Consider the following 24705-nt stretch of genomic DNA (forward strand, 5'->3'; position numbering starts at 1 on the left):
CTCTCCGCTATCAATCAAGTCGTCAAACAGGAGTGAAAAATGGCTGCGAAAGATGTCAAATTCAATACTGAAGCCCGTGAAAAGCTGCTGCGTGGCGTCGACATTCTCGCCAACGCCGTGAAGGTAACGCTCGGCCCCAAGGGCCGCAATGTCATCATCGACAAGTCCTTCGGCGCTCCGCGCATCACCAAGGACGGCGTTTCGGTCGCCAAGGAAATCGAGCTGGAAGACAAGTTCGAAAACATGGGCGCCCAGATGGTCCGCGAAGTTGCTTCGAAGACCAGCGACATTGCCGGCGATGGAACAACCACAGCGACGGTCCTCGCTCAGTCCATTGTCAAGGAAGGCGCCAAGGCGGTTGCCTCCGGCATGAACCCGATGGACCTGAAGCGCGGTATCGACCTCGCTGTTGGCGCCATCGTCGCCGAACTGAAGGCTAACGCCCGCAGGATCTCCAACAACTCCGAGATTGCGCAGGTCGGTACGATCTCGGCCAATGGCGATGCCGAAATCGGCCGTTTCCTAGCGGAAGCCATGGAAAAGGTCGGCAATGAAGGCGTTATCACCGTCGAAGAAGCCAAGACCGCTGAAACCGAACTCGAAGTCGTCGAAGGCATGCAGTTCGACCGCGGCTATCTCAGCCCGTACTTCGTCACCAATGCGGACAAGATGCGGGTCGAGTTCGAGGATCCTTATATCCTCATTCATGAGAAGAAGCTCTCGAACCTGCAGGCTATGCTGCCGGTTCTCGAAGCTGTCGTTCAGACCGGCAAGCCGCTCCTCATCATCGCTGAAGACGTCGAAGGCGAAGCTCTTGCTACGCTCGTCGTCAACAAGCTGCGCGGCGGCTTGAAGATTGCTGCTGTCAAGGCTCCGGGCTTCGGCGATCGCCGCAAGGCCATGCTTGAAGACATCGCCATCCTCACGGGGGGGACGGTCATCTCCGAAGACCTCGGCATCAAGCTTGAAAATGTCACGCTCAACATGCTTGGTCGCGCCAAGAAGGTTTCGGTCGAGAAGGAGAACACCACCATCGTCGACGGTTCTGGCTCCAAATCCGAAATCTCCGGTCGCGTTGCGCAGATCAAGGCTCAGATCGAAGAGACCACCTCCGATTACGACCGCGAAAAGCTGCAGGAGCGTCTTGCCAAGCTCGCTGGTGGCGTTGCCGTCATCCGCGTCGGCGGCTCGACCGAAGTCGAAGTGAAGGAAAAGAAAGACCGCGTCGATGACGCGCTTCATGCAACCCGCGCAGCGGTCGAGGAAGGCATCCTGCCCGGTGGCGGCGTGGCACTGCTACGCTCCATCAAGGCGCTCGACGACCTTAAGACCGACAATAGCGATCAGCGCGTCGGCATCGATATCGTTCGTCGCGCGATCGAGGCGCCGGTACGCCAGATTGCCGAAAATGCTGGAGCGGAAGGCTCCGTCATCGTCGGCAAACTGCGCGAGATAAGCGAATTCTCCTACGGCTGGAACGCTCAGACAGGTCAATATGGTGACCTCTTTGCACAGGGCGTTATCGACCCGGCCAAGGTCGTTCGCACCGCGCTTCAGGATGCTTCATCCATTGCTGGTCTTCTTGTCACGACGGAGGCAATGATCGCCGAGAAGCCCAAGAAGGATGGTGCCTCGCCAATGCCAACCAGTCCCGGCATGGACTTCTAAATTAAGATCGTTCGATACTGGCCCGCCCCGACCCGGGCGGGCCTTTTCGGAGGAAATTAGGATGGTTCCAACGATCATGAACCGATCGCAGGTACCGCTGGACTCCCGCGATCTCGAAACCTGCCAGCGCGTTTTCGACGAGATCAGAACCGATCATCAGGTGACAAAGGACAGCGACGAAGCCGAATTGATAGCCAGCCTCATCATCTCGCTTTACCGACAAGGTGTTCGCGACCCCAAGCACCTGCAGTCGATGGTCGAGGTAGCGCGTGGCCTCTTCGAACCGATCGAGCGGTGATAGCTTCACAGTATGAGTTGTCTGGCGCGCGTGCCCTTGTCGAGGCCTTCGCCGTTCCTTGCTTTACCGGATCGATCTTCGCCTGGATGTTTGTTCTCGCTGGCTAACGCTCAAATCGCTCCAGCATCTTTCGCAGCTGGTCGTTTTGAAGTTGAACTTTCTTCGCCAACTGGCTGCGCAGTTGCCGGATCTCGTCATCGAGAGTTAGAAAGTCGTTGGATACGGCAGGAGCCGTCGAGGGCGTCGCCGATTGGATCTCGGTAGAAGCATCTCTCTTACGCAGCGCACGCGCCTTGCGCGACCTCGTGGCCTCCGAAACCGAGACAGGCTCGGGTTGCAAGCCGAGGCCCGTCGTCGGGGCGAGATCATCGATCTTGTTCGCACCAACCGGTTCTTCGACGACCTTAGCAAGATCGGAACCATCGTCAGAGGTGTTTGAATGCAGGTTGCTCGGGTCGGCGGCGTCCCGTGCGGCGTCGGCGGCCGGCGACGATGCGGCTCGCGGCTGCAGGGGAGCCGGCACCCGCGTATCATTGGCTATCGGCGTTTCAGATGTGTCCGTGATGGCTGCGCCATCATTGTCCTTGCCATGTCGCCTCGTCAACCCAACGAGAAATTTCCAAGGGGACGCCACCATCTTTCCTCAACCTCGCGTTTGCTCCCTGCCGTCGAACAGCCCTTGGAAATGCATCGGCCGCGCTCCGATCGCCGCCGATGTCTATAGCCCAGGGAGCAGGATTAAATACGGTCGCCGATAGCCGATCCGCTTGCAGGCTGCCAGTCAGGCAAAATCGTCAGCCAAGACCGAGGCGCTTGCGCAGATCCGCGTTTTCCTGGCGAAGCTTTTGTGCAAGCGACTTGCGCAGCATCTGGTTTTCCTCCTCCAGGCGGACCAGCTCTGCCATGTCGTCCGCAGCCGAGATCGGTGCAGTCTTAGCGGCAGGGGTGGTCTTTGCAGCGCGCGTCTTGCCAACCCGCTTCGCTTTGCCTGCGACATCAGCGGCCATCGGCGTGGTTTTGTCAGTCCGCGCCGGCCTGCCCCGCTTTGGTGGTGCAGCGGCTGGCAGGGTTTCGACCTTGATATCGGCAGTTGCCGTCTCCGGCGCCGCCTTCTTGGTGCGCGGTGCACGCTGCTTTTTTTGCTCCGCCACTATTGCAGTATCGCTGATCACCGGCTCGCTATTGACCGTTGCATTGGTTTCGTTGGCCATAAATCCCTCCTGTGGTGCCAACACCGATGTTGGCTGCTCGAGTGGCGTTGTCAATAAGGGCTTTTGCTTGGGCCCCACCGGCGCTGAAGAAATTGCACTGTCTGCAATCTGATCACCCGCGCCAGCGCCGATGTCAGCACTGATCGCCGCCGAAACAGCTTTGAGATCCAGATTGCCCCAGATCGAGATCGGTTTCGATGTCGGCCGCCGACGACCGGATTTCAATTCAACAACGAAGTTTCGTTGTGGCTTTCTCATGTTGTCAGAACCTTGAACTTGCCGAGGGAGGTGATGCCGACCAGACGCATTGTTGCTTGTCCTTGCCAATAGCCTTGTCAGCGGGGTCAGTCGAGAGGGATGCCACAGAGATGGCGCTTGGATGAGAATATTGGCAGTGGAGGGCCCGTAATTGCATGAATGCCCCATTGCCACCCTGTTTGTGATAAAATCACGCAGGTACAAATAGCAAAAGCAGTTGCGCAAGCTCTCGTGCGGTTCGAATACGACTATTTTCCCTCCGAGCCGCCTACTTGTTTTGTGGCTGCCTTTAGCCTTCCTTCGGACAAGTCCGCCTCATCGGCCAGAATTGCACCGGCTTCATCCAGCAAAACGTCTTTTGCCTTCTTGCGGGCGCTTTCAATGGCAAGATCAGCGCTCAGGCTGCGCTCGTTTGCCTCCAGACCGTCGTCTTCATCAGCATTCTCGCCATCGCTTGCTTGCTTGAGTTCATTTTCTCGAGCAGTCAATTCCTTGCGACGTTCGGCTTCATTGAGAGAGACAACCCCCTTCTCACGCCGCGCCTTCAGGTCGGCAATGTCATCTACGAGACGCTGGAAGTCCGGGTCTTTCGCAACCCGCGAGTCATGGCGGCTTTGCAGTGCCGGCAGCAGCGTCGTTACGGTACCAGCGGGCACATAATTCGCCGGCTTGATCTGTGCCCAGGGCAGAGCGTTGTCATAACTTGTCTCACCAAAATGTGTCGGATCCGAAAGTCCCGGCAAGTTGATATCAGGGGTCACGCCGCGCAGTTGCGTCGTACCGCCATTGATTCTGAAAAATTGGGCGATGGTCACTTTCAGCTCGCCAAATTCGGGCTTGCTGTTACGAACCATCTGATCAAGATCGACGACGGTTTGAACGGTACCCTTGCCGAAACTGGGTTCACCGACAACCACACCTCGACCGTAATCCTGGATTGCTGCAGCAAAAATCTCCGAAGCCGAGGCCGACCCGCGATTGATCAGAACGCCAAGGGGACCAGCCCAGACAGGCGCTGAAAAATCAGCACTTCTCACGGTCACCTTACCGTCGCTGCCGCGTTGCTGAACGACCGGGCCATGACCGATGAACAGGCCGGTCATATCAATCGCCTCGTCCAATGAACCGCCGCCATTGTTGCGCAGATCAATGAGAACGCCGTCCACCCCTTCTTGCTTCAGCTCATTTAAAAGCCTGGCGACATCGCTGCTTGCGCTTTTGTAGTCTTTGTCTCCTCTGTGCTTGGCTTCAAAATCCTCATAGAATGCCGGCAGGGTAATCACCCCGATTTTCCGGGTCGCATCGCCGAGTTTCACGGGCAGCACGACCTTGCTGGCGGCCTGTTTTTCGAGGCTGATCTTATCGCGCACCAGGCTGATAACGCGATGGGTGCCATCTGCTCCAGCATCCGCCGGCAGGATGTCCAAGCGCACGAGAGAGCCTTTTTTTCCTCTAATCAATTGGACGACTTCATCCAGGCGCGTGCCCACCACGTCTTTGATTGCTCCATTCTTGCCCTGTCCGACGCCGGTAATGCGGTCTCCAACCGACAGCTTTCCGGACAGCTGCGCCGGTCCACCAGGCACGAGCTCACGGATCGTCGTGTAGTCGTCACGCTCCTGCAGGACCGCACCGATGCCAAACAGCGAAAGTTTCATCGCGATATTGAAATCGGCCGAAGCATTCGCGCCGAAATAGTCCGTATGCGGGTCGATCGAGTTAGTATAGGCATCCATGAAGGACTGGAAAACGTCGTCGCTTTTGTACTTGTAAATGCGCTCGAGAGCATTTGCGTAACGTTTGTCGAGCGTATCGCGGATGGCGGCGTCGGTTTTGCCGCCCAGTTTCAACCGCAGCCAGTCGCTTTTGACACGCTTGCGCCACAGTTCATTGCTCTCCGCTTCCGATTGTGGCCAAGGAGCTTTGTCGCGCAGCACGGAATAGGTTTCCTGCACCCCGAAATCGACGTCCTGTTTAAGCAGGTCGCGGGCGTATTTCATACGGTCGGCAACACGCTTCTCATAAACGTTGAAGATCGCAAACGGGATCTTCAGGTCCTCTCGAGCGATCCCATCATCGATCGCGCTGCGGTCCGCCATGAACCTGTCGATGTCCGCCTGCAAAAAGAGCACGCGGTCCGGATCAAGCGACTTGATGAACCGATCCATGATCCTCGCCGACAAGGCATCATCGAGTGGAATGGGCTTATAGCTGAACCGCGTGAGAAATTGTGCACTCAACTGAGCCGCTTGTGCCTGTTGCTTTTGCGGCGCCAAAAGCGGCGGCGACGCGACCTCAGCATGTGCGGACGGTACGAGTGCAAGAAATGCACCAAGTAAGACGTATGGTATGCGCATTCAGTGTTGATCCAATTCTTAATGCGGAGTGTCGATATAGGATCTTGGTGAAGCAATTATGGTTTTTTGGCAACCGGATCGATCATGCGCGCCAATTCCTATGCATGAGAATTCGTTTCGTCCGACAAGCAGGACCAACCCAAAGACTGCCATCCCGGCCCGAACGGCTGTCGAACGCCATCGCGCGAACGATCATTACAAGATGATTTCGTTCTCGCTGTCCTGGTTACATGCCGCAGCAAAAAAGATGACCTCTGTGGTGCGATGCTCTCAAAGCCAGGGCCGATCGCCTTGCTTGATGATCACTAACAGGCTCGATGGGCGGCGAACCGCAATGTCATGCCGAAGGTTCAGAGCCGGTCGCGTTCTCCCCTGCCCTCTGCCGATACGCGACAAAAAAGGAAGGATGCACCGCCAGACCCGCAAACGGCTCGTCTCGGGCGGTTCATCGACAGCGCATCGGTCCAGCAAAGTTTGGGTTGACCGTTTTCGATGGTGAGGTGACACTTGAACCCTGTTAAATGGGCAGGAGGAAAATGATGGACGAGCCAGACCGCTGGCGCCATATGGGAAGCGCGCCGAAAGACGGAAGTCGGATCCTCGTCACGATCCGTCCGTCCGAACAGGGTGCGGCAGAAGTTGACCTGGCGTATTGGTCGAACGGCGATCAGTTCGGTGCAGAAGGCTGGCGCGCTTCTGACTCATCGCCCGGGCGCATTGTCGAATACGCCGAGGCGGAATTGAAGTGCTGGATGCCGATGCCTTCGGCTAATCTCAATCGCACCTCAATGCCCTCTCCCTGGGAGGGTGATGACGCCCAAGAACTCGACGGGTCGGGTATTTAAGAACTCGCCTCGCCATTTCGCGGAGGTGATATCCAGCCACGACTGGGTACTATGATTTCCGCGATCACGTCGAGTGCATGTCGATGGCTGCCACAAGCGTTGTTGTCAACGGTAGTAACACAGTGGTCGGGCCCCCCGACAAGGATCCGAATGCTGATGAGCCGCCGTGATGTGGCTCGAGCGGGAACCTCCAAATGTCGATAGTCACGGCTCAAGCTTGATGCACGGAGAGCCGGGTAGCTTCGGCGCGACGAGGGGCATCGATGGGCTCGCCATTCGGGTTTGGTGCCGGCGCGTCTCTTGTGTCCCGGGGTGGATGCTCACATTGATCGGACTGCGGCGCCGGATCCTTTGTGGAAGAACGGCGGACGGGCTGCGCTCTTGGCTCGCGCTTTCCGGGAGTTGCAACTTTCTCAATCATAGGCTCGGCGCTCACGTTTTTTCACAAAGAAGAACTTGTCGGGAGACGCAAGGTTCCGACCGAATGCGAGCATCCTTTTCCTCTCGCCGACCATGAACGTGTAGATTCCGTTCCTCCTTGTTTGTGTCGAAGCCCAGCCACCTAGTCCTTTAGCCCTCGGACACGGGCGGGGTGAAGGATAGTCCCGCCGCAGCGGCGACAGCGGGCACGACCAAGGCCACGGTCGGCGCCACGACGAAGGCGAGTGGCCCTAGCGCGCAGCCAGTGGCGAAGGCGATGACTGCGACGATCATCCGTTTGATGCACGCGGATGCGGCCTCATAGACTGTTCGCCCTTCGCACCTGCAAGGAGATCCGCCAGGTCAAGCATGATCTGCGTCGTCGTCCCCGTCATCAGCGTCGCGGGCGGCGCCTCCGGAAAGTGTGCCCCAAGAACTGCGTTCTGAATCGCCATTGCCGAGACGAGCGTCATACCGACGATCAGCGTCACGAGACTCTCGCTTGCGTCAAACGGACAATGGTAGAGCGCATAGACGGCAACAGCGGCCAGCAATAGCAACTTGACCGCCGGCAGCATTGCCGATGCAAAACCAGCCTTGCATTTAGGTTTTCTGTCGGCCGTAGAGTAGCAGCATGCTTATGATGACTACTCCGTAGATCAACTGGCGGCCGGCTTCTTCAATCTGCATGACTGAGAGGATTGACTGCAGCAGCGTAATCAGGATCACACCCGCAACTGTTCCAAGGTAGGATCCCTTTCCACCGAGGACATGGGTTCCGCCCAAAACAACAGCTGCGATTGATGGCAGCAAATACGCGTCACCCATTGACTGGGAAGCCTTCGATGCATAACCGGCCAGCAATACGCCACCAAGCGCGCTGAGCGATCCCGCAATCACGAAGACGAGCAAGGTGATGCGCCGGGTGTCGATGCCCGACATATAGGCGGCTCGTTCCCGATTTCCAATCGCGTAGAGCGAGCGGCCGAAGGTTGTTCTCGTTAGCAGGAACACGGCGAGAATGCCGACCACGAGCCAAACCGCGACGCCGTTGGGGACAGATGGGATCGTGTAGCCCGTTGCGAGGAGGCGCATCGCTGGAGAGGCCGAATCCTGTGGTGAGAACCCGCCCGTGTAGATCACCATCAGCCCTTGCACGACGGCATTGGTCGCAAGCGTGATGATCATTGAGGGAATGCGCAGATAGGCGACGGCAACTCCATTGACGAGACCAATTGCCGCGCCGCAGGCAATTCCAAAAGGAATGGCAAGAAGCGAGCCGCTGGTTCCATAGGCTGTCGCGGCGCACGCCATCATGGCGCCGGCAGTCACTGTCCATGGAATAGAAAGGTCGATCTGCCCGAGCAAGATGACCATCATCGTACCTGTCGCGATCACGCCAAGGAACGATGCGACCTTCAATTGTTGCAACAGATAGTCCGGCGACAAGAAATTTGAGGAATAGACAGATCCGCCCAACAGCAGGAGCAGAATGCAGCCGAAGGCGATTGCCACAGCAGGATCCCTTCCCCGCAGACGGACGGTAACGATCGATTGTCGCATGCTCGACGCATCCTCGTTCATTGGAACCATTCCAGACGGTTGCGCACCCGCGCCAGCCCGATAGCGCCGACTCCAATCGCCAGCATAAGCACGACACCCTGAAACAAGGGTTGCCAGAGAGGATCGAGATCGAAGACGAAAAGCAGGTCGCCGATGGTGCGGAACGCAAGTGCCCCGAACACGGCTCCGACAGCGCTGCCCTTGCCGCCCGTCAGCGACACACCGCCAAGGACGACCGCAGCAATCGAGTACAGCGTGTAGGCATTTCCACTCGCGAAGGCCGCTTCGCCGGTATAGGAGAAGAAAGTGAGATAAAGCCCGCCCATGGCTGAAAGAAGCCCGGCAAGTGCGTAAGCGGCGAGCTTCGCCCGTTTTAGCGGCATACCGGACATGTAAGCCGCATTTTCTGCGGAGCCTGCCGCATAGGCAGCGCGACCATACACCGATCTGGAGAATGGAACCCAGATCAGAAGGATCGTGGCGGCAAGAACGACCAAGCTCGTAGGGATTATTCCAAAGGCCTTCGCGGTAAACACGTCAGCAAGCGTCTCGTTGATCGAGCCGCCTGGCGTTGGGCGCAGCAGCAACGCCAATCCAAAAAAGATTGCACTCGTAGCAATCGTCGTGACGATTGGCTGAAGTCTCCCGAATATGATTATCAGGCCGTTCAAGGTGCCACTTGCCAGCCCTGCGGCAAGAACGACCCCAATGCCGAAACCCGTCTGTAGCGGCGTTCCGACGACCAACCAGGACGCGAGGCAGTTGCACAGCACCAAGATCATGCCCGCCGAAAGGTCGATCCCGGCAGTGATGACGACAAGACACTGCGCCATTGCAACGAATGCCAATAAAGTCGCTTTATTGGATGCAGTCTGTACGACATTGGCAGTAAAGCCCGCCGGATGGTTGGCGACATAGATCACGAACATGATAACAAAGAGTGCGGCGGCCAGCAGCGTCCCCTTGTGCCGTTCATACCAGAAGTGCCATTCGTCGCGAGTCCCTGTTGTCACTGCGCTATCCTCCGGCCATTCGGCTGGGCGGCGATATTCAAAGCACTCCCGATCAGCTCGCGTTCATTGATATCATCGCCCTCAAGCGTGCGAACGACGGTGCCGTCGTACATGACAAGCACGCGATCGCAACAGCCGATCAATTCGTCGTAGTCGGTGGAATAAAAGATGATAGCTGCGCCACAATCAGCAAGATTTCGCAGCAACTGGTAGATTTCCTGTTTGGTGCCGACGTCGATGCCGCGTGTGGGATCGTTCAGGAGAATGATCTGCGGTCGGTTCATCAGCCATTTCGCAATTACGACCTTCTGCTGGTTCCCTCCGGACAGGCTCGCGACTGGCATGTCGACGGACGCCGCCTTGATCGAAAGAAGTTTGAGGAGTTCGCCGATACGAGCGGTTTCCGCGCGGCGATCGATGATACCGTTGCGTGAGACGCTGCCGAGTGCAGCAATCGAGAGGTTCTCGCGCACGGTCATCGGCAGCATCAACCCCTCGGTCTTTCGATCCTCCGGAATGAGTGCAATGGAAGTGGAGCCGGATTTCGCCCTTTTGGGGCTGGTCAAATGCACGCTGCGACCGTTTATCCGCACGTCACCCTTCACATCGCGAAGTACGCCGAACAGCGCCAGCAAGAGTTCCCGCTGACCCTGCCCGTCCAGGCCGCCTACGCCAACTATTTCACCCGCGCGGGCATCGAATGCGATGTCAGTCAAACGGTCGCTCCAGGAAAGGCCACGGCAGGAAAGAATTGGAGCCATGGCTTCGTCAAGACCCGGTTTGGCTGGAAACACGCTCTTATATTCCCGTCCGATCATCAGTTCGACGACTTGTGTGTCGGTCTTTGTGCCTGCCGGATAGGATTCAATGCTGCGCCCGTTGCGGAACACTGTGCAATCGTCTGCAAGTTCTGCAATCTCGTGCATGCGATGCGAGATGTAGACTAGCGCCAGTCCCTCCGATCGCAGACGCTTCAAAACACCGAAGATCTTCTCGACGTCGGACTTCGTCAGGGCGGATGTCGCCTCGTCCAGGATCATCAACCGAGGTCTGCGGGCGAGGCCCTTTGCAATCTCGACCATCTGCCGACGGGAAAGCGGAAGGTCTTTGACCAGCGACGACGGATGAATGTCGGAAGCGCCGGCCCGTGCCAGGGCCTCCTCGGCGATCCGTCTTTGGGCACGCCGGTCGATCATGCCAAAACGCTGCGGCGGATTGCTGATGACGATGTTGTCGGCAACCGACAGGTCAGGAATAAGTGACAATTCCTGAAAGACCGATACGACCCCCGCCGCAGTTGCCGCCGCAGGCGATGAGAAGGACACATCCTTCCCATCCAGAAACATTCGACCCTCGTCGGGCGCAATGACACCTGCCATGATTTTGATAAGTGTCGATTTTCCGGCGCCGTTTTCACCGAGCACGGCGTGAATCGCGCCGGGTCGGATAGCGATATTGGCTTCCTTGAGGGCGATGACGCCGTCATAGCGCTTGGCCATGCCCTCGATGCGCAACAGCGGTTCTGACAAGATCACGCCCAACCTCCCATCAGGTGCATTCAACCTCAGACTGTGGGCGCCGCAACCCCCACAGTCAATGCCCGGGCGCTTTGCCGCTATTGGTTTTCCTTGGTCTGCCCCATGATCTCCTGGGCGGTGAAATTGATCCCGCACGTGGGGAAGGAGTTGCCTACGAAAAAATTGTCTGACTGATCCGGATAGTAGTCCTGATCCTTCTTGAAGTCCGGGTGCGATACAAGTGCCGTCGGCAGCTTGACGGCCTGAGGAACCACCTGCCCCTGGAGGGCAGCGATCGCCGTCTTGATAGCAACAGCGACCTGGGCTGGACCAGTTCCCGCCGATGAGCACACCAGACCCTCGGCTGCGTGGGCAGCACATAGCTTGCGGAAACCATTTTCCGTCTCGCCGCCAAAGGGCACAAATGGATGTTTCGCATCCATCATCGCCTGAACTACGCCGGTATCACCGCCTTGTGCGGTGATACCGTCAAACGGACCGTTTGTTGCGATAGCGTCAGCGGTCGCTTTTTGGGCAACACCATCGTCCCATTTGCCAACGACCTCGGTCACGTCGAATTTCTTGCCTGCGGCGGCAAGGGTTTCCTTGATGCCGTTATGACGGTCAGTATCAACAGATGTGCCCGCGACACCTCTCACTTCCAAAATCTTGCCGCCGTTCGGCAGGTGTTTGACGAGCCACTCGGCCCAGGTAACGCCGAGGCCCTTTTGGTCGACGTTGACGTTGATCGCGTCCTTCGTGTCCAAGGTATTGTCGAATGCGACCAGGACAACGCCGGCTTCCTTGGCGCGTTTGATCACGGGACCGAAGGCCGTCGGGTTCTGAGCGTTGACGACGATTGCATCGTAGCCCGCGTCTATGAAGTTGTTGATAGCTGAAATCTGCGCCGGGACGTCCTCGCCCGTGGAGACGACTTTGAACTCCTTCAGCACTGCCTTGACGTCCGGCTGGGACGCGTAGGCCTTCGCCGTCTGCACCATCTGGATGCGCCAAGTGTTGGCGATGTAGCCGTTGGCCAGCGCAATGCGATATGGGCCTTCCTTCTTTGGATATTGCAGAAACTGCGTATCGGAGGCCCAGGGCGTCATGCAGCCCGGATCTGCCGCGGGGCCTGTAACGATTTTCGGTTCGGCATAGGCAGCACTGCATGCAAGCGCAAGCATGGGCGCTGAAACTGCAGCTATGCGCGCAGATTTCCGTTTCACATCTCTAAGCATGGATGCTCTCCTCCTCGGGCGGTCCAAGCCGCCTTCCAATATTCTGATTGGTATGCTCGGTCCCAAAGGCTCCCCTCCTTTGCGGCACAGCCGAAAAGTTAACACACATGATAGCGCTGTCAAAGTTTATTTGGTAGCGCTGTCAATTATAGAGTATCTGTTAATACGACTGCAGAATTTGTTCTTTCTTCTTTACTGGATAATGCTTCGATGCGCCGAATAACGCTGGACGACGTTGCAAGCCTGGCGGGTGTCAGCCCGATTACAGTGTCGCGGGTATTGCGAAAACCCGGATCTGTCTCGGAAGCGTTGAGACTGCGTGTCAACAACGCCATTGAAATTCTGGGCTATGTGCCGAATGTTGCGGCGAGCAGATTGGCGTCCTCCCGCACCCACACCATAGGCGTGATTGTGCCAACGCTTTATAATGTCATTTTTGCGGAGTATCTCTTTGCTCTGCATGAGGTTCTGATACCCGCAGGCTTCCAAGTCATTGTCGTCAACAGCCGATACTCGGAAGCCGAGGAGGAGAACGCAATCAAGGCATTGCTTGGCCAGCGGGTGGAAGCCATCGTTATTGCGGGAATTCACCATACCCCGCTATCGCGCCAGCTTCTGAAGCAGGCCCACCTTCCAATCGTCGAGACATTTGAATTGTCCGACGATCCAATCAATCTCAACATTGGCATGTCACAGGAACGCGCCGGTCACATTGCGACCCGCCATCTCATCGACCGAGGATTTCAAAAAATCGCCTTCCTGACCGGCAATCTCGATCACCGTGCTCAGTCGCGGCTTGATGGCTATCACGAGGCAATGGACGAGGTTGGATTAAAAAGCCTGGACATGATTGCCAGCAGACCTCGCCACAGCTCCGTAGCACTCGGATCCGAGCTTTTCGCTGGGATGTACGAGCGCGGAGATCTTCCCGAGGCAGTTTTTTGTACAGACGACAACCTGGCGCTCGGCGCTATGCAGGAGTGCAGAAAGCGCCGCCTGCGCGTGCCCGATGACATTTCGATCATTGGCTTTCATGACCTCGAGTTCTCAGCTTGTGCAGCCCCTTCCCTCTCCTCGATTGCCACTCGTCGCTATGAAACCGGCATGCTGGCGGCTGAGAAGGTTCTCACGGCGCTCGATGCATCCACGCGGCAGGGCGTCCACCAAATCAACCTGGGATTTGCCCTCGTTCCACGCGAAAGCACGTCTGTCGATGGCCGTCGACCGAACCTGCCTTAATCGTCAGGAGACGCTTCGATGCTTAACCAGGATCGCCGGCCCAGCCTTCCTTTGGCCCGAAGGACCTGCCCGCACGTCCTCGGGATGAAGGGAGGGGCGCAAGGACGCTCCCGATAGGACGCAGATCCGGTCATCAGTCGGAAGGGAGAAAATCTGAAAGTTCGGCGCGAAGCGGCGAAAGCCTATTGTTTCAACGGCCGACAGCTCCCTTACGCGTGCTTGTCCATTGGCCTGATCTGCGCCCTATCGCAAGAGCGGCAATGTGACGGAGGAGAAGCGCAACCGCTCCATGAGGACGCTCCTTGGAGAAACGGGCGCGCCGGGCCCTGCCGATTTCACCCAAGCCTGCCGTGGCGAGCTGCGCAATGTGATCGTAACCGCATGGGCCAAAACCCGCTTCGGGGTTCGGTGGAGCGGTGCCTGGTCGAGCGAAGCGGCGACAGGTGCGGCACATAGAGCATGCTTCCTCAGGGAATGCGCTCAAGAAACAAAGCGAACTGCTGCGCCACTTGGTTCTGGGCTCGTGCCAGAACGAACTCTCCGGACTGACGGCGCTTGCACTCGCCCGGTCAACGGTCAGCGTCTCCTCGATTGTTTCCTCAACCCCTCCCATTTTGCCAACCATTGAGCGAGGTCTGCGCGCGCCTCGGATTGCGCCGCCTCATGCGGCGGCGCATTGGCCTGCCTGCTCACGGATGCGCCGCCCAGCCGCGAGTTCACCGCCCTCTTCACTGACCCCAGGTCATTTCGCCCTTGGCGACTTTCGCACCCAGTTCCAGCGAAATCGGCATGGCAGCGTTTGGATAAAGTTTCTCCATAGCGGCGATCAATGCCTTTGAGTCTGCGGCCTTGGCTGCCTCGGCGTCAAATGCGATCAGGTAATCGCGCGTGTAGCTGACGCCGGAAGCATCCGTCGGCCATGTGGACGTGGTGTGACCCGGGACAACGATCTTGGGCTTGCGAGCGAGGATGTCGTCAAGCGCCGCGCGCCAAGCCTTTCGTTCCTCGACTGTCGGAAGATCGGCGACCCAGGGATACATCCCGCCGAAGACCGCCACACCGCCGAACACGGCGTGGAGCGATGGAACCCAGATATAGCGACCGCGATCCTTGACACCCGGCGCCGTAACGATTTCGAGCTTCTCGCCATCAACTGACAGCGTGTTGATGTCGCTCGCTTCCGGGAAAATGAGATCGGAGACCGACTTCGGACCGTTGTCGCCCAGAACAGGCGACCAGGTCTCGATCTTCCCTTCAGCCTTCTTCCTCATCAGTGCGACGGTGTCGGAAGCAGCAAGGATGCGAGCATCCGGAAAGGCCTGATGGACGGGTGCGAGGCCGAAGTAGTAGTCGGGATCGTTCGTGGTGATATAGATTGTGGTCAGGTGCTTGCCGCTGGCCCTGATGGCATCAGCGACAAGCTTACCGTCTAAAAAGCTGAAGCTCGAGTCGATGAGTACCGCTTCGGTCTGCCCGGTAACAAGAACCGGAGCGCGCAGGAAGCCCGCTTCGGTGGCCTTGAACGCCGTCCATGACAGGGGAGACTTCTCTTCCGCGACACCGGATGTGGCGAGAGGGATCAGGATAGCGGCTGCTGTGGCGATCGTTTTGAGCGTGGTGCGTCTGTTGATCATCGTAGATTTCCGAGGTTTGTGGAAAGGGGCAACTCTGGGCTTAAGGCAGAGAGGCGCAGCCGACACCCGAATGATGTCGGCACCGCTGGAGCTGAAGATTCATTTTTGGAAGATTGAATTAGTAACCGACGGTGAACCGCTGCCTGACGTGGGCCGGAGCTTCGATCTCGTCAACCAGTGCAACGGCGAAGTCCTCGAAGGAAATGCTGCTGCCGTGTTGGTTCGTCAGCAGTTCGTCCTTGCCGAGGCGGAAGGTGCCGCTCCGATCGCCGGGGACGAATGCGGCCGAAGGCGACAGGAAGGTCCAGTCGAGATCGTTTTCGCCCTTGAGCTTGTTAAGATAGTCGACGCCGCCCTGCGCTTCGGATTTGTAGATTTCGGGGAATTGCGGCGTGTTCACGAGGAGGACGCCCGGAGCGACTTCAAGGCTGCCTGCCCCACCCACCACATAGTAGCGACGAACGCCGGAGGCCTTGACGGCGCCGATCAGCTTGTCCGGACTGGCGGAGAAATGCACCGAACTGATGACCGCGTCATGACCATTGAGAATCTCTGCTAGAGCTTCAGGTGCACCGATATCGCCTGCGGCGGCGGCAACGTTCGGCAGCGATGCGACCCTGGACGGATCTCGGGCAATTGCCGTGACGATGTGGCCGCGAGCGGACAATTCGGACAGGATGCGGGAGCCGGCCTGGCCGGAAGCTCCGACAAGAGCAATTTTCATGATGGTACTCCTAGTTGGGATGGATGGTTCAGGCGGCTGCAGAGAGCTCGTCGAGCGTTGCAACGACGCGCGCCGGACCGTGATAGAGATCCTCGCCATTGAGGACATGGGGCTTGCCGTTGACGATCGCGACGAGTTGCGGAACTCCGCGAATGCCGAGGATGTTCATTTGACGCTGGCTATCTTCCATGCGCTTCAGCGTGCGCTCCCTCAGATCGGCGTCGCTCCGAAGCCTTTCGTCGAACGTCTCGGCGGTCAGTTCGATGCCGTGCTCTGCGGCTACCCGAGCAGTAACCTTCGCGACCTCATGCGGATTGGACGTGTCACGCCCTTCGACATAGCGAGCAATCTGAACGGCATGCAGGAAACGAGGCTCGATCGTCATATCACTTTCGCCAAGGGCGGTGAGCGCAAGCGTGGCAGGCCCTGAATCGAAGATCCCGTTTGGGGCCAGCAGGACGTTCCGAAGGTATTCTTCGGAAAAACGCTGCCCCGTCAGGCTCTGGATCCGCTGGTCGTTGCGCCAGGCGTGGTCAGCGATCGACGAGATCGGCCGCCCGCCGACGAACAATCCGGACGGGCGCATCTTGAGCTTGTCTGCGAACTTATCGGCGAGGCCAGCGAGTGCTGGTGCGCTTGCGTAGCACCAGCCGCAGAAAGGGTCGAAAAAATATTGAAGTTCGATGTCGGTGGTCACTGCGATCTCCTTGTGTTGAGGAGAATGTAATGTTGCAGAGTTCAAAGATAAACGTCACTATGGTCCACACAATGTTGCATGGATCGAGCAAATAGATGGACCGGATAATCGCTTCAAAAGTTCTGTTGAAGACCATCGAGCGCGGAAGCGCTTCCGGCGCGGCCGAGGAGCTCGGCATGTCTCGAGCGATGGCGTCGCGTTATATAGCGTGCATCGAAGACTGGTCGGGAACCCGGCTTCTCCACCGCACCACGCGACAGCTCAGCTTGACGTCCGCCGGTGAACGCGTTCTCGAGTTGTGTAAGGAAATCGTCCGCGTTGCCGACGCGGTGACGGAGGTCGCCAAGCATGCCGATACTCCGCACGGTCCCCTTCGGGTGACGGCACCGAGCATCCTCGCCGAAGCACAGCTCGTCCCGCTTCTTTCCGAATTTGCGGACGTCTATCCGCGCATCAAAGTCGATTTGCAGGTTTCCGATCGGGCGGTCGACCTGGTGCAGGATCGCATCGATGTGGCGATACGGATCGCCAACCACCTCGACCCATCCCTGATCGCGAAAAGGCTGGGACAGTGCCCGTCGCGGCTCTACGCGTCACCAGGTTATCTTAAGGAATTCGGAACTCCATCAGGACCGGAGGATCTCGACGGCCATAGGTGTCTCACCTACACCCGCCTTGGCGGAGCGGAATGGTCGCTGAAGAATCTCGGGACGCAGCTCGTCGTTGCTGTGGGGGGAGCTTTCCAGACCAACGACGCCGTCGCGCTCCGACGTGCCGCGCTGTCCGGCCTGGGCATCGCGATGCTTCCATGTTTCGCCGCCGATCAGGAGGTTGATGCGGGTAGGCTGGCGGTTGTCTTGCCGGAGTGGGAGCCGAGCACCCTTGGAATCTATGCTCTCTATGTTTCCCGAAGGCATCTCCCGATGGCAGCACGGGCGCTTATCGATTTCTTGGAAGCGCGGCTACCGGACGAATAGGACCTTCGAGCTCAGATTGCGCCCGCCAGGTCGCAGGATGATCTCATCAGAAAGCCAATTGTACCTTCATTGATTTTGCTCTGTCGGCTGCAGTTTCGAAGGCCTTGAGGGCGTCGTTGATGGGGAAGATGGCTGTGAGCAGCGGTATGAGGTCGACGCGGCGCTTGACGATCAGGTCGACGGCGAGGCCGAATTCCTCGTGGAAGCGGAAGGTGCCCTTCATCTCGATTTCCTTGACGAACACGGTCAATCGGCTTGCAATATTCGTTTTCTACTTCTCTTGGACGGCCCTTGGGCCACCCTCATAATTCGAGAGCTTCTGCGCGCCCGCTGCGTTTCACGGGAATGAGGAGTTTGAAAAGCGTCAGCGCTCATACGCTTACGCACCGGCTGAAGCGGTTTGAAGAAAACGGCATCGTGACACGCACGGCATACGCTGAGACTTCTCCGCGGGTCGTGTACGAATTGACGTCGCTGGGAAAATCACTGGAGCCAATCTTGCTCAACATGAACAGCTGAAAGGACAACTCAATTGCAGGTCCGTCCGGCTCATCGAGCGTGTCCGCAATGAGGGTACATGGCGCAATCGGATGCCGACGCCGCTCCGAACGAAATGACGGAAGGCGATCTTGAGACTGCCGTACTTTGGCGCGCGCGTTGATCGCAAAGCGTTTCGTATCAATCCAATCTGTCTGAGCAGTTGAGGGATACGAACCGCCGTTCGGCGGGCAAGAATCTTCTTAACATCAACGACTTCGGACATCATAGGAATAGCGGGTCATTGAAGATCACAGCTTTTGCATCTGATGACTTTGCCGCCAGCTGCAGCCGGCGCAAACCTGGTCAACTGTCCGGGAGCACCGTTATCATTAGCGCAGCAGCACCTGCGATGTTTATTTTCCCCAGCCGTTTCAATGGAGTTCCGCGAGTGAAGGCGTCCTCGACGCCGTCAGATGGGCAGCCGGAGGACGAGCCACAATCATTTTCGGCAGAGTCATATTGGCCGTAATTCGCAACTCTGATTTATGATTTGCGGTAATGATGACCTCGCCCTTCTATCGAAACTGCCCTTGAGCGCGCGTGTTAGAGTGCGCCGGCTTTCAGATGTTGGAGAGCGTCCCGACACTTGAAAAGCCTGAAATCGCCTAAGAAGAGGCGACGCCGAAGCGATCTGTAGCGACGTCCAATCGAATTGCTCGGGCACTCCCGAGTAATTCGATGCCGCTCCGATCTGTGTTCGGCGGCAGAATATCTTCCGGCCGCCGGCCGCCGAGCGAGCCAACCTCGCGGCCACGCCGTTCGCCGCTCTTTTCACTGACCCCAGGTCATTTCGCCCTTGGCGACTTTCGCACCCAGTTCCAGCGAAATCGGCATGGGCAGCGTTTGGATAAAGTTTCTCCATAGCGGCGATCAATGCCTTTGAGGCTGCGGCCTTGGCTGCCTCGGCGTCAAATGCGATCAGGTAATCACGGGTGTAGCTGACGCTGGAAGCATCCGTCGGCCATGTGGACGTGGTGTGACCCGGGACAACGATCTTGGGCTTGCGAGCGAGGATGTCGTCAAGCGCCGCGCGCCAAGCGTTTCGTTCCTCGACTGTCGGAAGATCGACGACCCAGGGATACATGCCGCCGAAGACCGCCACACCGCCGAACACGGCGTGGAGCGATGGAACCCAGATATAGCGACCGCGATCCTTGAGGCCGGGCGCGGTGATGATTTCCAGCTTCTCGCCATCAACTGACAGCGTGTTGATGTCGCTCGCTTCCGGGAAAATGAGATCGGAGACCGACTTCGGACCGTTGTCGCCCAGAACAGGCGACCAGGTCTTGATCTTGCCTTCAGCCTTCTTCCTCATCAGTGCGACGGTGTCGGAAGCAGCAAGGATGCGAGCATCCGGAAAGGCCTGATGGACGGGTGGCGAGGCCGAAGTAGTAGTCGGGATCGTTCGTGGTGATATAGATTGTGGTCAGGTGCTTGCCGCTGGCCCTGATGGCATGAACGACAAGCTTACCGTCTAAAAAGCTGAAGCTCGAGTCGATAAGTACCGCTTCGGTCTGCCCGGTAACAAGAACCGGAGCACGCAGGACGCCCGCTTCGGTGGCCTTGAACGCCGTCCGTCCTCACGATCGTGCCGACCTTCAGTTCGCGCATCCGTATCTTCAGATGTCGATTTAGTCAAACAAATTGATACCCCAGCAGATCTTTCTAAGAGATATGATCTGTTTCCAGACCTCCTTAACGCGCCATGGCCGGCGAAGGAGCATTCCGGTAAATTTTTCTCTTCGATACATGACTTGTTAAAGCCGGCCCTATTCCCGCTCGCTCTGGTGCAGAAACAATGGAACGTGCCCAAACAAGACCTTTCATCACGCCACTTCATCAAAAAAACCCGGAATTCGGCGAGCTGCATGCCGATCACATCGAAGCGGGTGCTGGACAACGTCCGCGCCCGCTTGCTCATCTACTGTAAGCCGCCACCGATCCTGAATGGCCGCATCGATTGGACAGCGATCGATCAGGCCTGCTAGGTTCATTCATGCGTAGCGCAGCAAAGCCTCGATCTCCGCGCGCGACGGCATGGCGGGGGCTGTGCCCTGCCGGGTTACGGCGATCGCTGCAGTCGCGCAGCCGAAACGGATGGCCGCGACCGCCGCATGTCCTTCTGAGGTCGCCGTCGCAAAGCCGCCCAGAAACGCGTCTCCGGCGCCAGTTGTGTCGATGGGATTGCCCGCCGAGAATGCAGGTACGAATTCGCTCTGTCCCGCCGTGTGATAGAGCGCGCCGCGTGCGCCGAGCGTGATGATAGCTGCACGCGCGCCACGCTTTACAAGGATGTCGGCGGCCGCGCGCGCTTGTTCATCGCTTTCGATCGCATGGCCCACCAGTTCGGCTGCTTCCACCTCGTTCGGTACGATGAAATCGCATAAGCCATAGATGCTGTCCGGAATGGTGTGGGCGGGTGCTGGGTTGAAAATCGTCGTGACACCTGCCTTTTTTGCTATCGACAGGCCATGCATGGCCGCATCGAGCGGCTGTTCGAGCTGCGTCATGAAAATGGCCGCACCTTCGATCTCGCCCCGGCTCGCGTCGACATCTTCGATGCCGATCAGCCCCGCCGCACCAGGCACGACAATGATTGCATTATCGCCGCTCACTTCGTCGACAAAGATGAAAGCGGCGCCCGTGGAAACGCCCTCCATTTTCACAACATTCGCTTTGAGGCCCGCCGCCTTATAAGCAGCAAGGGCCATCTCACCGAACGGGTCATTGCCGACACGCGAAATGAACGTCACCTTGCCGCCGGCCCTGGCCGCGGCAATCGCTTGGTTGGAGCCCTTGCCTCCCGGGCCGAGTGTGAAACCAGATCCCATCAGCGTCTCGGCGATGTGGGGCAGGCGCTTGGCCTTGTAGGCAGTGTCAGCGGCAAAAATGCCCAGAATGACAATTCCGCTTTTTTCGCTCATCTGACGACCTCCTCCGCTGGAATGACGCCTTTGGTTAGGAGGAAGCATCCGTAGAACCGCAGCTCGCCCGTTGCAATGACGCAATAGGCCTTCTTGGCGATGTCATAAAATGCCATCCGTTCGATTGGATACATGGGCGAAGGCTTGGCTTCCACACGGTCGACAATGGCTTGGACCTCCTGTTGGATCGACGGAATTTCATGCGGCTTGCCGATCACTTCCATGCGCCCCACCGAAGGCTGGATCGGCGTGTCGAGGGGCAAGACGGAAAGGATCGCATCAACCGCCTGAGGCGCGGGGATGTTTTCCATGGTCAGCAGCTTACCCAGGCGGGTCTCGCGGGCTATCGATTCCGATGGAAAGTTCATGTCGGAAATGACGAGATAGTCGCCGTGTCCCATCTTGCAAAGCGCTTGAAGAATGTCGCCGTTGAGTTCGGCCCGAATTCCCTTAAGCATTGATTTTCCATCCTTTCCTGATAGCCGGAAAACCGGCTGTGTGCTTCAATTTGTATGGCTGACAACAGTCTTCAGTTGGGGGCATGGCCCGCTCGAACCGCGTACAATCAGTGAACCGTCAACCATTTCGTCTCCGCTGCCCGGGGGTTCATCAAGGAGCAGACCAACCGCACGGCGTGCCAGCATATCGGCCGGCTGGCGTATTGTCGTCAGCCGCGGCACGACAAGATTGGCGAGCGAGATGTCGTCAAAACCCGTAACCGAGAGCTTTCGCGGCACGTCAATCTTCAGGTCCCGGGCAGCGCGTAGCGCGCCGATAGCCTGCTGGTCGCTGGCAGCCGCAATCGCCGTTGGACGACCGAGCGTCGGGCGCGAGAGCAGCTCGCGAGCAATTCGTTCACCGGAATCGTAATCGAATTTGCCATGAACGATTTCGAGTTCAACGGGTTCGCCAATCTTGCCAAAGCGCGCGATTTTGCTCACGAAGCCCTCCTGGCGCATGCGCCCGGCCTCGGTATTGGCCGGGCCGGCGATGTAGGTGATGCGGCGGTGACCGAGCCCATAGAGATGATCCGCGATCAGCGCAGCCGCTTGCGCATGGTTGGTCGATACCAGCGGAAAGGCGCCGAAGCGCCTATCCAGCGATATGATCGGAACCGGTGCTTCAAAGTGCAGGCCCGGGCTGTCGCTTGAAGCCACCACGATGATACCGCGCACCGACCGGTCGAGAAAAGCCATCACGTGGCTCTGTTCCGCCTCGCGATCGTCATGCGAGCTTGCAAGCATGAGGCTATGCCCGCATTCAAGCGACGCCCGCTCCACGCTTGCCGCAAGCTGCGCGAAGAAGGGATTGGTAATGTCAGGAACAATGAGACCTATGACATTCGTTCTGTTGGTGCGCAGGGCTCTCGCCGTCACATTCGGCCGGTAACCCAACGCAGAAATGGCGCCGTTTACCTTTTCGCGCAAGATGGGTTTGACCGCGGTTTCGCCAGAAAGCACACGTGAAACGGTGCCCACGGATACGCCCGCATATTCGGCGACATCCTTGACGGTGGGCATCTTTGACATTGCCTACGTCCCGCAGCTACTTCACCGCGCCGGCGGTCATTCCGGCGATAATGTGCTTTTCCAGCACGACACCGACAAAGACCAGCGGAAGGATGCCGGCGGTGGAAAGGGCGGCCATCGACCACCAATTGATGCCCTGGCTGCCTGTCTGGCTGGCAATCATGACAGGGAGTGTATTGGTATTGGTCGAGGTCAGCAGTGCTGCGAAGAAATACTCATTCCAGCACAGGATCAGCGCCAGCAGAAACGCGGCCACCATCCCCGGCAGGACAAGGGGCACGATGATACGGCCAAATGCGCCCCAGATCGATAGGCCATCAACGAGCGCAGCCTCCTCTAGCTCGACGGGCACCGTGGCGAATTGGTCGCGCATAATCCAGACGACGATCGGCAGAACCATCAGCGTATAGACGGCAATCATGCCTGCATAGGTGTCAAGCAGCGCCAGTTGCTTGTAGAGAACCAGAAATGGCAGGGCGAGGACGACCGGCGGCATAATGAGCTGCGACAGAAAGAAAAAGGAAATATCGGAGTTGCGCATATAGCCGAACTTGTAGGAAAAGCGGCTGAGGCCGTAGGCGGCGAGTGATCCTAGCACGACTGCGAGAGCCGATGCCGTGACGGATATGATGACGCTATTCCAGAGCCTGCGCATAAACTCGTCACGTACCGTCGAAATTTGGAAAATCGTATCGGGGGAAAGCCCGAGTGAACGCCAGCCGAGCCAGCTGGGGGAAAAGTTGAACCAAGGGATGAGATTGCCACGCATGACATCTGCGGCAGTTTTGAACGAGGTCGATACGGTCCAAAACAGCGGAAAGATGCAGACAAAGGTCCAGACGACGAGCAGGCCGTAGACGACCAAACGCATGGCCCACCACCGAACGCGCTGGCCTCTTGCGTATTTTTCGAAATCGATCGACGTCATTAGAGCCTTCCTGTCATACGCTTCACGATACGGTCAGAAGCCTTCATGAGCCCGGTCATGCCGAAGACGATGATCGCCAGATAAACCAGTGCGAGCAGCGTGCCATAGCCGACATTCGAACGGTCGCGGTATTCGCGATAGATGAAGCTGGTGACGGAATCGGTCGCCCCGCCCGGACCGCCGGCAGTCACCGTGATGATGATGTCGGCAAGCTTCAGTTTGAAGATTATGCGGATCATCACCGTCGTCACGGAAACCGGAAGCATGAGCGGGAAAATGACTTGCCAGAAGCGTTGCCACTTTGTGGCGCCATCAACCTCCGCCGCTTCCAACACCTCCCTCGACAAGGCCTGCAACCCGGCAAGCAGCATGATCATCATAAAGGGAATGAAGGTCCAAGCATCCATTATCATGATGGAAATCCTTGCCGTCAGCGGGTCGCCGAAGAATGAGGGATTTTCCCAGCCGAGCCATCGCGCGAAACGGGCGACGGGGCCGAATCGGGTCTCCAACATCGATTTGCCGACCATCCAGCTCACCGCCACCGGCGAGAGCATCAACGGCACAAGGAATGTTACGCGCCAAAATTTGCGGGCAACGATTTCCTGATTGAGAAGCAGCGCTAAGCCGAACGCAATCGCATATTCGACCGCGATCGCCAGGCAATAAATGACCATGTTGAGCAAGGCGTTGACATAGAACGGATCCGTGATCATACGGCGCGCATTGTCGAGCCCGTTGAAGCGCCGACCGGTCGATGAGGCAAGATTCCAGTCAGAAAAGCCGATCCAAAGTGCAAAGAGCAGCGGGAATACCACCATCGACACGACGAACAGTGCCGCCGGCAGAACAAAAAGCGCCTTCTTGCCGGCCTCGCCGTAAATCACGACACGGGTGACACAAAGAACTGTGGCCCAGAGAAAATACGCATAAAGAACGGGTCGCCAGTTCTCAAAGCCCCAGCCGATCCAGCTCAACTCATGGAAAGCCTGCAACACAAAGGAAGAGATGAACCATATGGCGCTCAACCAGAGAGCCGTGCGGCCCCAGAAACGACGGCTCGTGGAAATTAGGCCGGCCTCGACCGTGTGAAGCAGATCGCCTTGGATTGTCGACATGATATTC

23 protein-coding genes and 1 pseudogene are annotated in these 24705 nt (G+C 57.8%); 5 read left to right on the forward strand and 19 right to left on the reverse strand.

Annotation, left to right across the window (positions count from 1 at the left end):
• The first annotated feature begins 39 nt into the window (after window positions 1–39).
• Together groL and ATY80_RS02060 are read left to right on the forward strand one after the other, a co-directional pair.
• Entirely contained in the window at window positions 40–1668 is a 1629-nt protein-coding gene (groL, locus tag ATY80_RS02055; RefSeq protein ID WP_088690821.1) for a chaperonin GroEL, read from the forward strand.
• A 61-nt stretch (window positions 1669–1729) separates the two neighbouring features.
• Window positions 1730–1966: a hypothetical protein gene (locus tag ATY80_RS02060; RefSeq protein WP_088690822.1), complete on the forward strand. Its 237-nt coding sequence runs from the start codon at window positions 1730–1732 to the stop codon at window positions 1964–1966.
• 103 nt (window positions 1967–2069) lie between these two features.
• Here ATY80_RS02060 and ATY80_RS02065 read toward each other — a convergent pair whose 3' ends face one another.
• The 3 genes from ATY80_RS02065 to ATY80_RS02075 form a co-directional block, all read right to left on the reverse strand.
• The gene (locus ATY80_RS02065; RefSeq protein WP_141105532.1) at window positions 2070–2570 is read right to left on the reverse strand and encodes a hypothetical protein; all 501 of its coding nucleotides are present in this window, start codon (window positions 2568–2570) and stop codon (window positions 2070–2072) included.
• A 190-nt stretch (window positions 2571–2760) separates the two neighbouring features.
• On the reverse strand, window positions 2761–3660 hold the full coding sequence (locus ATY80_RS02070) for a transcriptional regulator (RefSeq protein WP_245306736.1): 900 nt from the start codon (window positions 3658–3660) through the stop codon (window positions 2761–2763).
• Between the two features lie 23 nt (window positions 3661–3683).
• Window positions 3684–5792 carry a carboxy terminal-processing peptidase gene (locus ATY80_RS02075; protein ID WP_088690825.1) on the reverse strand — a complete coding sequence of 703 codons (2109 nt, stop codon included), beginning with the start codon at window positions 5790–5792 and terminating at the stop codon, window positions 3684–3686.
• A gap of 539 nt (window positions 5793–6331) precedes the next feature.
• On the opposite strand from ATY80_RS02075, the gene ATY80_RS02080 reads away from it, so the two are divergent.
• Window positions 6332–6637 carry a hypothetical protein gene (locus ATY80_RS02080; RefSeq protein WP_088690826.1) on the forward strand — a complete coding sequence of 102 codons (306 nt, stop codon included), beginning with the start codon at window positions 6332–6334 and terminating at the stop codon, window positions 6635–6637.
• 570 nt (window positions 6638–7207) lie between these two features.
• On the opposite strand, the gene ATY80_RS29360 is transcribed toward ATY80_RS02080, so the two are convergent.
• The 6 genes from ATY80_RS29360 to ATY80_RS02105 all read right to left on the reverse strand — a co-directional run bounded on the left by ATY80_RS29360 (window position 7208) and on the right by ATY80_RS02105 (window position 12388).
• On the reverse strand, window positions 7208–7351 hold the full coding sequence (locus ATY80_RS29360) for a hypothetical protein (RefSeq protein ID WP_245306737.1): 144 nt from the start codon (window positions 7349–7351) through the stop codon (window positions 7208–7210).
• Window positions 7348–7617 (reverse strand): DUF1275 family protein, encoded by a 270-nt coding sequence (locus ATY80_RS29365; RefSeq protein WP_245306738.1) that lies wholly within the window; start codon window positions 7615–7617, stop codon window positions 7348–7350. The genes ATY80_RS29360 and ATY80_RS29365 overlap by 4 nt, the downstream gene beginning before the upstream one ends.
• 43 nt (window positions 7618–7660) lie before the next feature.
• Window positions 7661–8641, reverse strand: a complete 981-nt coding sequence (locus ATY80_RS02090) for an ABC transporter permease (protein WP_088690827.1) — start codon at window positions 8639–8641, stop codon at window positions 7661–7663.
• Window positions 8638–9633 carry an ABC transporter permease gene (locus ATY80_RS02095; protein WP_088690828.1) on the reverse strand — a complete coding sequence of 332 codons (996 nt, stop codon included), beginning with the start codon at window positions 9631–9633 and terminating at the stop codon, window positions 8638–8640. The genes ATY80_RS02090 and ATY80_RS02095 overlap by 4 nt, the downstream gene beginning before the upstream one ends.
• Window positions 9630–11168 carry a sugar ABC transporter ATP-binding protein gene (locus ATY80_RS02100; protein WP_088690829.1) on the reverse strand — a complete coding sequence of 513 codons (1539 nt, stop codon included), beginning with the start codon at window positions 11166–11168 and terminating at the stop codon, window positions 9630–9632. Before ATY80_RS02100 ends, ATY80_RS02095 begins: the two co-directional genes overlap by 4 nt.
• A gap of 80 nt (window positions 11169–11248) precedes the next feature.
• Window positions 11249–12388: a sugar ABC transporter substrate-binding protein gene (locus ATY80_RS02105; RefSeq protein ID WP_088690830.1), complete on the reverse strand. Its 1140-nt coding sequence runs from the start codon at window positions 12386–12388 to the stop codon at window positions 11249–11251.
• Between the two features lie 210 nt (window positions 12389–12598).
• On the opposite strand from ATY80_RS02105, the gene ATY80_RS02110 reads away from it, so the two are divergent.
• Window positions 12599–13627, forward strand: coding sequence for a LacI family DNA-binding transcriptional regulator (locus tag ATY80_RS02110; protein ID WP_088690831.1), 1029 nt, complete (start codon window positions 12599–12601; stop codon window positions 13625–13627).
• Window positions 13628–14355: 728 nt separating this feature from the next.
• On the opposite strand, the gene ATY80_RS02115 is transcribed toward ATY80_RS02110, so the two are convergent.
• The 3 genes from ATY80_RS02115 to ATY80_RS02125 all read right to left on the reverse strand — a co-directional run bounded on the left by ATY80_RS02115 (window position 14356) and on the right by ATY80_RS02125 (window position 16682).
• Window positions 14356–15261: an MBL fold metallo-hydrolase gene (locus tag ATY80_RS02115; RefSeq protein WP_088690832.1), complete on the reverse strand. Its 906-nt coding sequence runs from the start codon at window positions 15259–15261 to the stop codon at window positions 14356–14358.
• A 118-nt stretch (window positions 15262–15379) separates the two neighbouring features.
• The gene (locus tag ATY80_RS02120; protein WP_088690833.1) at window positions 15380–15985 is read right to left on the reverse strand and encodes an NAD(P)-dependent oxidoreductase; all 606 of its coding nucleotides are present in this window, start codon (window positions 15983–15985) and stop codon (window positions 15380–15382) included.
• Window positions 15986–16013: 28 nt separating this feature from the next.
• Window positions 16014–16682 carry a DsbA family protein gene (locus ATY80_RS02125; protein WP_088690834.1) on the reverse strand — a complete coding sequence of 223 codons (669 nt, stop codon included), beginning with the start codon at window positions 16680–16682 and terminating at the stop codon, window positions 16014–16016.
• A gap of 95 nt (window positions 16683–16777) precedes the next feature.
• On the opposite strand from ATY80_RS02125, the gene ATY80_RS02130 reads away from it, so the two are divergent.
• Complete coding sequence (locus ATY80_RS02130; protein WP_088690835.1) at window positions 16778–17659, forward strand: LysR family transcriptional regulator; 882 nt, start codon at window positions 16778–16780, stop codon at window positions 17657–17659.
• Window positions 17660–17705: 46 nt separating this feature from the next.
• On the opposite strand, the pseudogene ATY80_RS02135 reads toward ATY80_RS02130, so the two are convergent.
• From ATY80_RS02135 to ATY80_RS02175, 7 genes and pseudogenes are all read right to left on the reverse strand, one after another.
• Window positions 17706–17903, reverse strand: a pseudogene (locus tag ATY80_RS02135) (L-idonate 5-dehydrogenase); the annotation flags it as partial.
• A gap of 750 nt (window positions 17904–18653) precedes the next feature.
• Window positions 18654–19514 (reverse strand): hypothetical protein, encoded by an 861-nt coding sequence (locus ATY80_RS29370; RefSeq protein WP_245306739.1) that lies wholly within the window; start codon window positions 19512–19514, stop codon window positions 18654–18656.
• Window positions 19515–20193: 679 nt separating this feature from the next.
• Window positions 20194–21123 (reverse strand): ribokinase, encoded by a 930-nt coding sequence (locus tag ATY80_RS02155; RefSeq protein ID WP_088690836.1) that lies wholly within the window; start codon window positions 21121–21123, stop codon window positions 20194–20196.
• Window positions 21120–21581: an RbsD/FucU domain-containing protein gene (locus tag ATY80_RS02160; RefSeq protein WP_088690837.1), complete on the reverse strand. Its 462-nt coding sequence runs from the start codon at window positions 21579–21581 to the stop codon at window positions 21120–21122. Before ATY80_RS02160 ends, ATY80_RS02155 begins: the two co-directional genes overlap by 4 nt.
• A gap of 45 nt (window positions 21582–21626) precedes the next feature.
• Window positions 21627–22652 carry a LacI family DNA-binding transcriptional regulator gene (locus tag ATY80_RS02165; RefSeq protein WP_088690838.1) on the reverse strand — a complete coding sequence of 342 codons (1026 nt, stop codon included), beginning with the start codon at window positions 22650–22652 and terminating at the stop codon, window positions 21627–21629.
• A 16-nt stretch (window positions 22653–22668) separates the two neighbouring features.
• Window positions 22669–23580, reverse strand: coding sequence for a carbohydrate ABC transporter permease (locus tag ATY80_RS02170; protein ID WP_088690839.1), 912 nt, complete (start codon window positions 23578–23580; stop codon window positions 22669–22671).
• Window positions 23580–24698: a sugar ABC transporter permease gene (locus ATY80_RS02175; RefSeq protein WP_088690840.1), complete on the reverse strand. Its 1119-nt coding sequence runs from the start codon at window positions 24696–24698 to the stop codon at window positions 23580–23582. Before ATY80_RS02175 ends, ATY80_RS02170 begins: the two co-directional genes overlap by 1 nt.
• Window positions 24699–24705: the final 7 nt, after the last annotated feature.

It is taken from the genome of Rhizobium sp. R711 (assembly GCF_002211365.1).
Taxonomy (GTDB): domain Bacteria; phylum Pseudomonadota; class Alphaproteobacteria; order Rhizobiales; family Rhizobiaceae; genus Rhizobium.

What these genes read in the sequence shown, in the direction of transcription:
- groL (WP_088690821.1), top strand. Translation starts at nt 40, where the DNA reads ATGGCTGCGAAAGATGTCAAATTCAATACTGAAGCCCGTGAAAAGCTG.
- ATY80_RS02060 (WP_088690822.1), top strand. Translation starts at nt 1,730, where the DNA reads ATGGTTCCAACGATCATGAACCGATCGCAGGTACCGCTGGACTCCCGC.
- ATY80_RS02075 (WP_088690825.1), bottom strand. Translation starts at nt 5,792, where the DNA reads ATGCGCATACCATACGTCTTACTTGGTGCATTTCTTGCACTCGTACCG.
- ATY80_RS02080 (WP_088690826.1), top strand. Translation starts at nt 6,332, where the DNA reads ATGGACGAGCCAGACCGCTGGCGCCATATGGGAAGCGCGCCGAAAGAC.
- ATY80_RS29360 (WP_245306737.1), bottom strand. Translation starts at nt 7,351, where the DNA reads ATGATCGTCGCAGTCATCGCCTTCGCCACTGGCTGCGCGCTAGGGCCA.
- ATY80_RS02090 (WP_088690827.1), bottom strand. Translation starts at nt 8,641, where the DNA reads ATGAACGAGGATGCGTCGAGCATGCGACAATCGATCGTTACCGTCCGT.
- ATY80_RS02105 (WP_088690830.1), bottom strand. Translation starts at nt 12,388, where the DNA reads ATGCTTAGAGATGTGAAACGGAAATCTGCGCGCATAGCTGCAGTTTCA.
- ATY80_RS02110 (WP_088690831.1), top strand. Translation starts at nt 12,599, where the DNA reads ATGCGCCGAATAACGCTGGACGACGTTGCAAGCCTGGCGGGTGTCAGC.
- ATY80_RS02115 (WP_088690832.1), bottom strand. Translation starts at nt 15,261, where the DNA reads ATGATCAACAGACGCACCACGCTCAAAACGATCGCCACAGCAGCCGCT.
- ATY80_RS02120 (WP_088690833.1), bottom strand. Translation starts at nt 15,985, where the DNA reads ATGAAAATTGCTCTTGTCGGAGCTTCCGGCCAGGCCGGCTCCCGCATC.
- ATY80_RS02130 (WP_088690835.1), top strand. Translation starts at nt 16,778, where the DNA reads ATGGACCGGATAATCGCTTCAAAAGTTCTGTTGAAGACCATCGAGCGC.
- ATY80_RS29370 (WP_245306739.1), bottom strand. Translation starts at nt 19,514, where the DNA reads ATGAGGAAGAAGGCTGAAGGCAAGATCAAGACCTGGTCGCCTGTTCTG.
- ATY80_RS02155 (WP_088690836.1), bottom strand. Translation starts at nt 21,123, where the DNA reads ATGAGCGAAAAAAGCGGAATTGTCATTCTGGGCATTTTTGCCGCTGAC.
- ATY80_RS02160 (WP_088690837.1), bottom strand. Translation starts at nt 21,581, where the DNA reads ATGCTTAAGGGAATTCGGGCCGAACTCAACGGCGACATTCTTCAAGCG.
- ATY80_RS02165 (WP_088690838.1), bottom strand. Translation starts at nt 22,652, where the DNA reads ATGTCAAAGATGCCCACCGTCAAGGATGTCGCCGAATATGCGGGCGTA.
- ATY80_RS02170 (WP_088690839.1), bottom strand. Translation starts at nt 23,580, where the DNA reads ATGACGTCGATCGATTTCGAAAAATACGCAAGAGGCCAGCGCGTTCGG.
- ATY80_RS02175 (WP_088690840.1), bottom strand. Translation starts at nt 24,698, where the DNA reads ATGTCGACAATCCAAGGCGATCTGCTTCACACGGTCGAGGCCGGCCTA.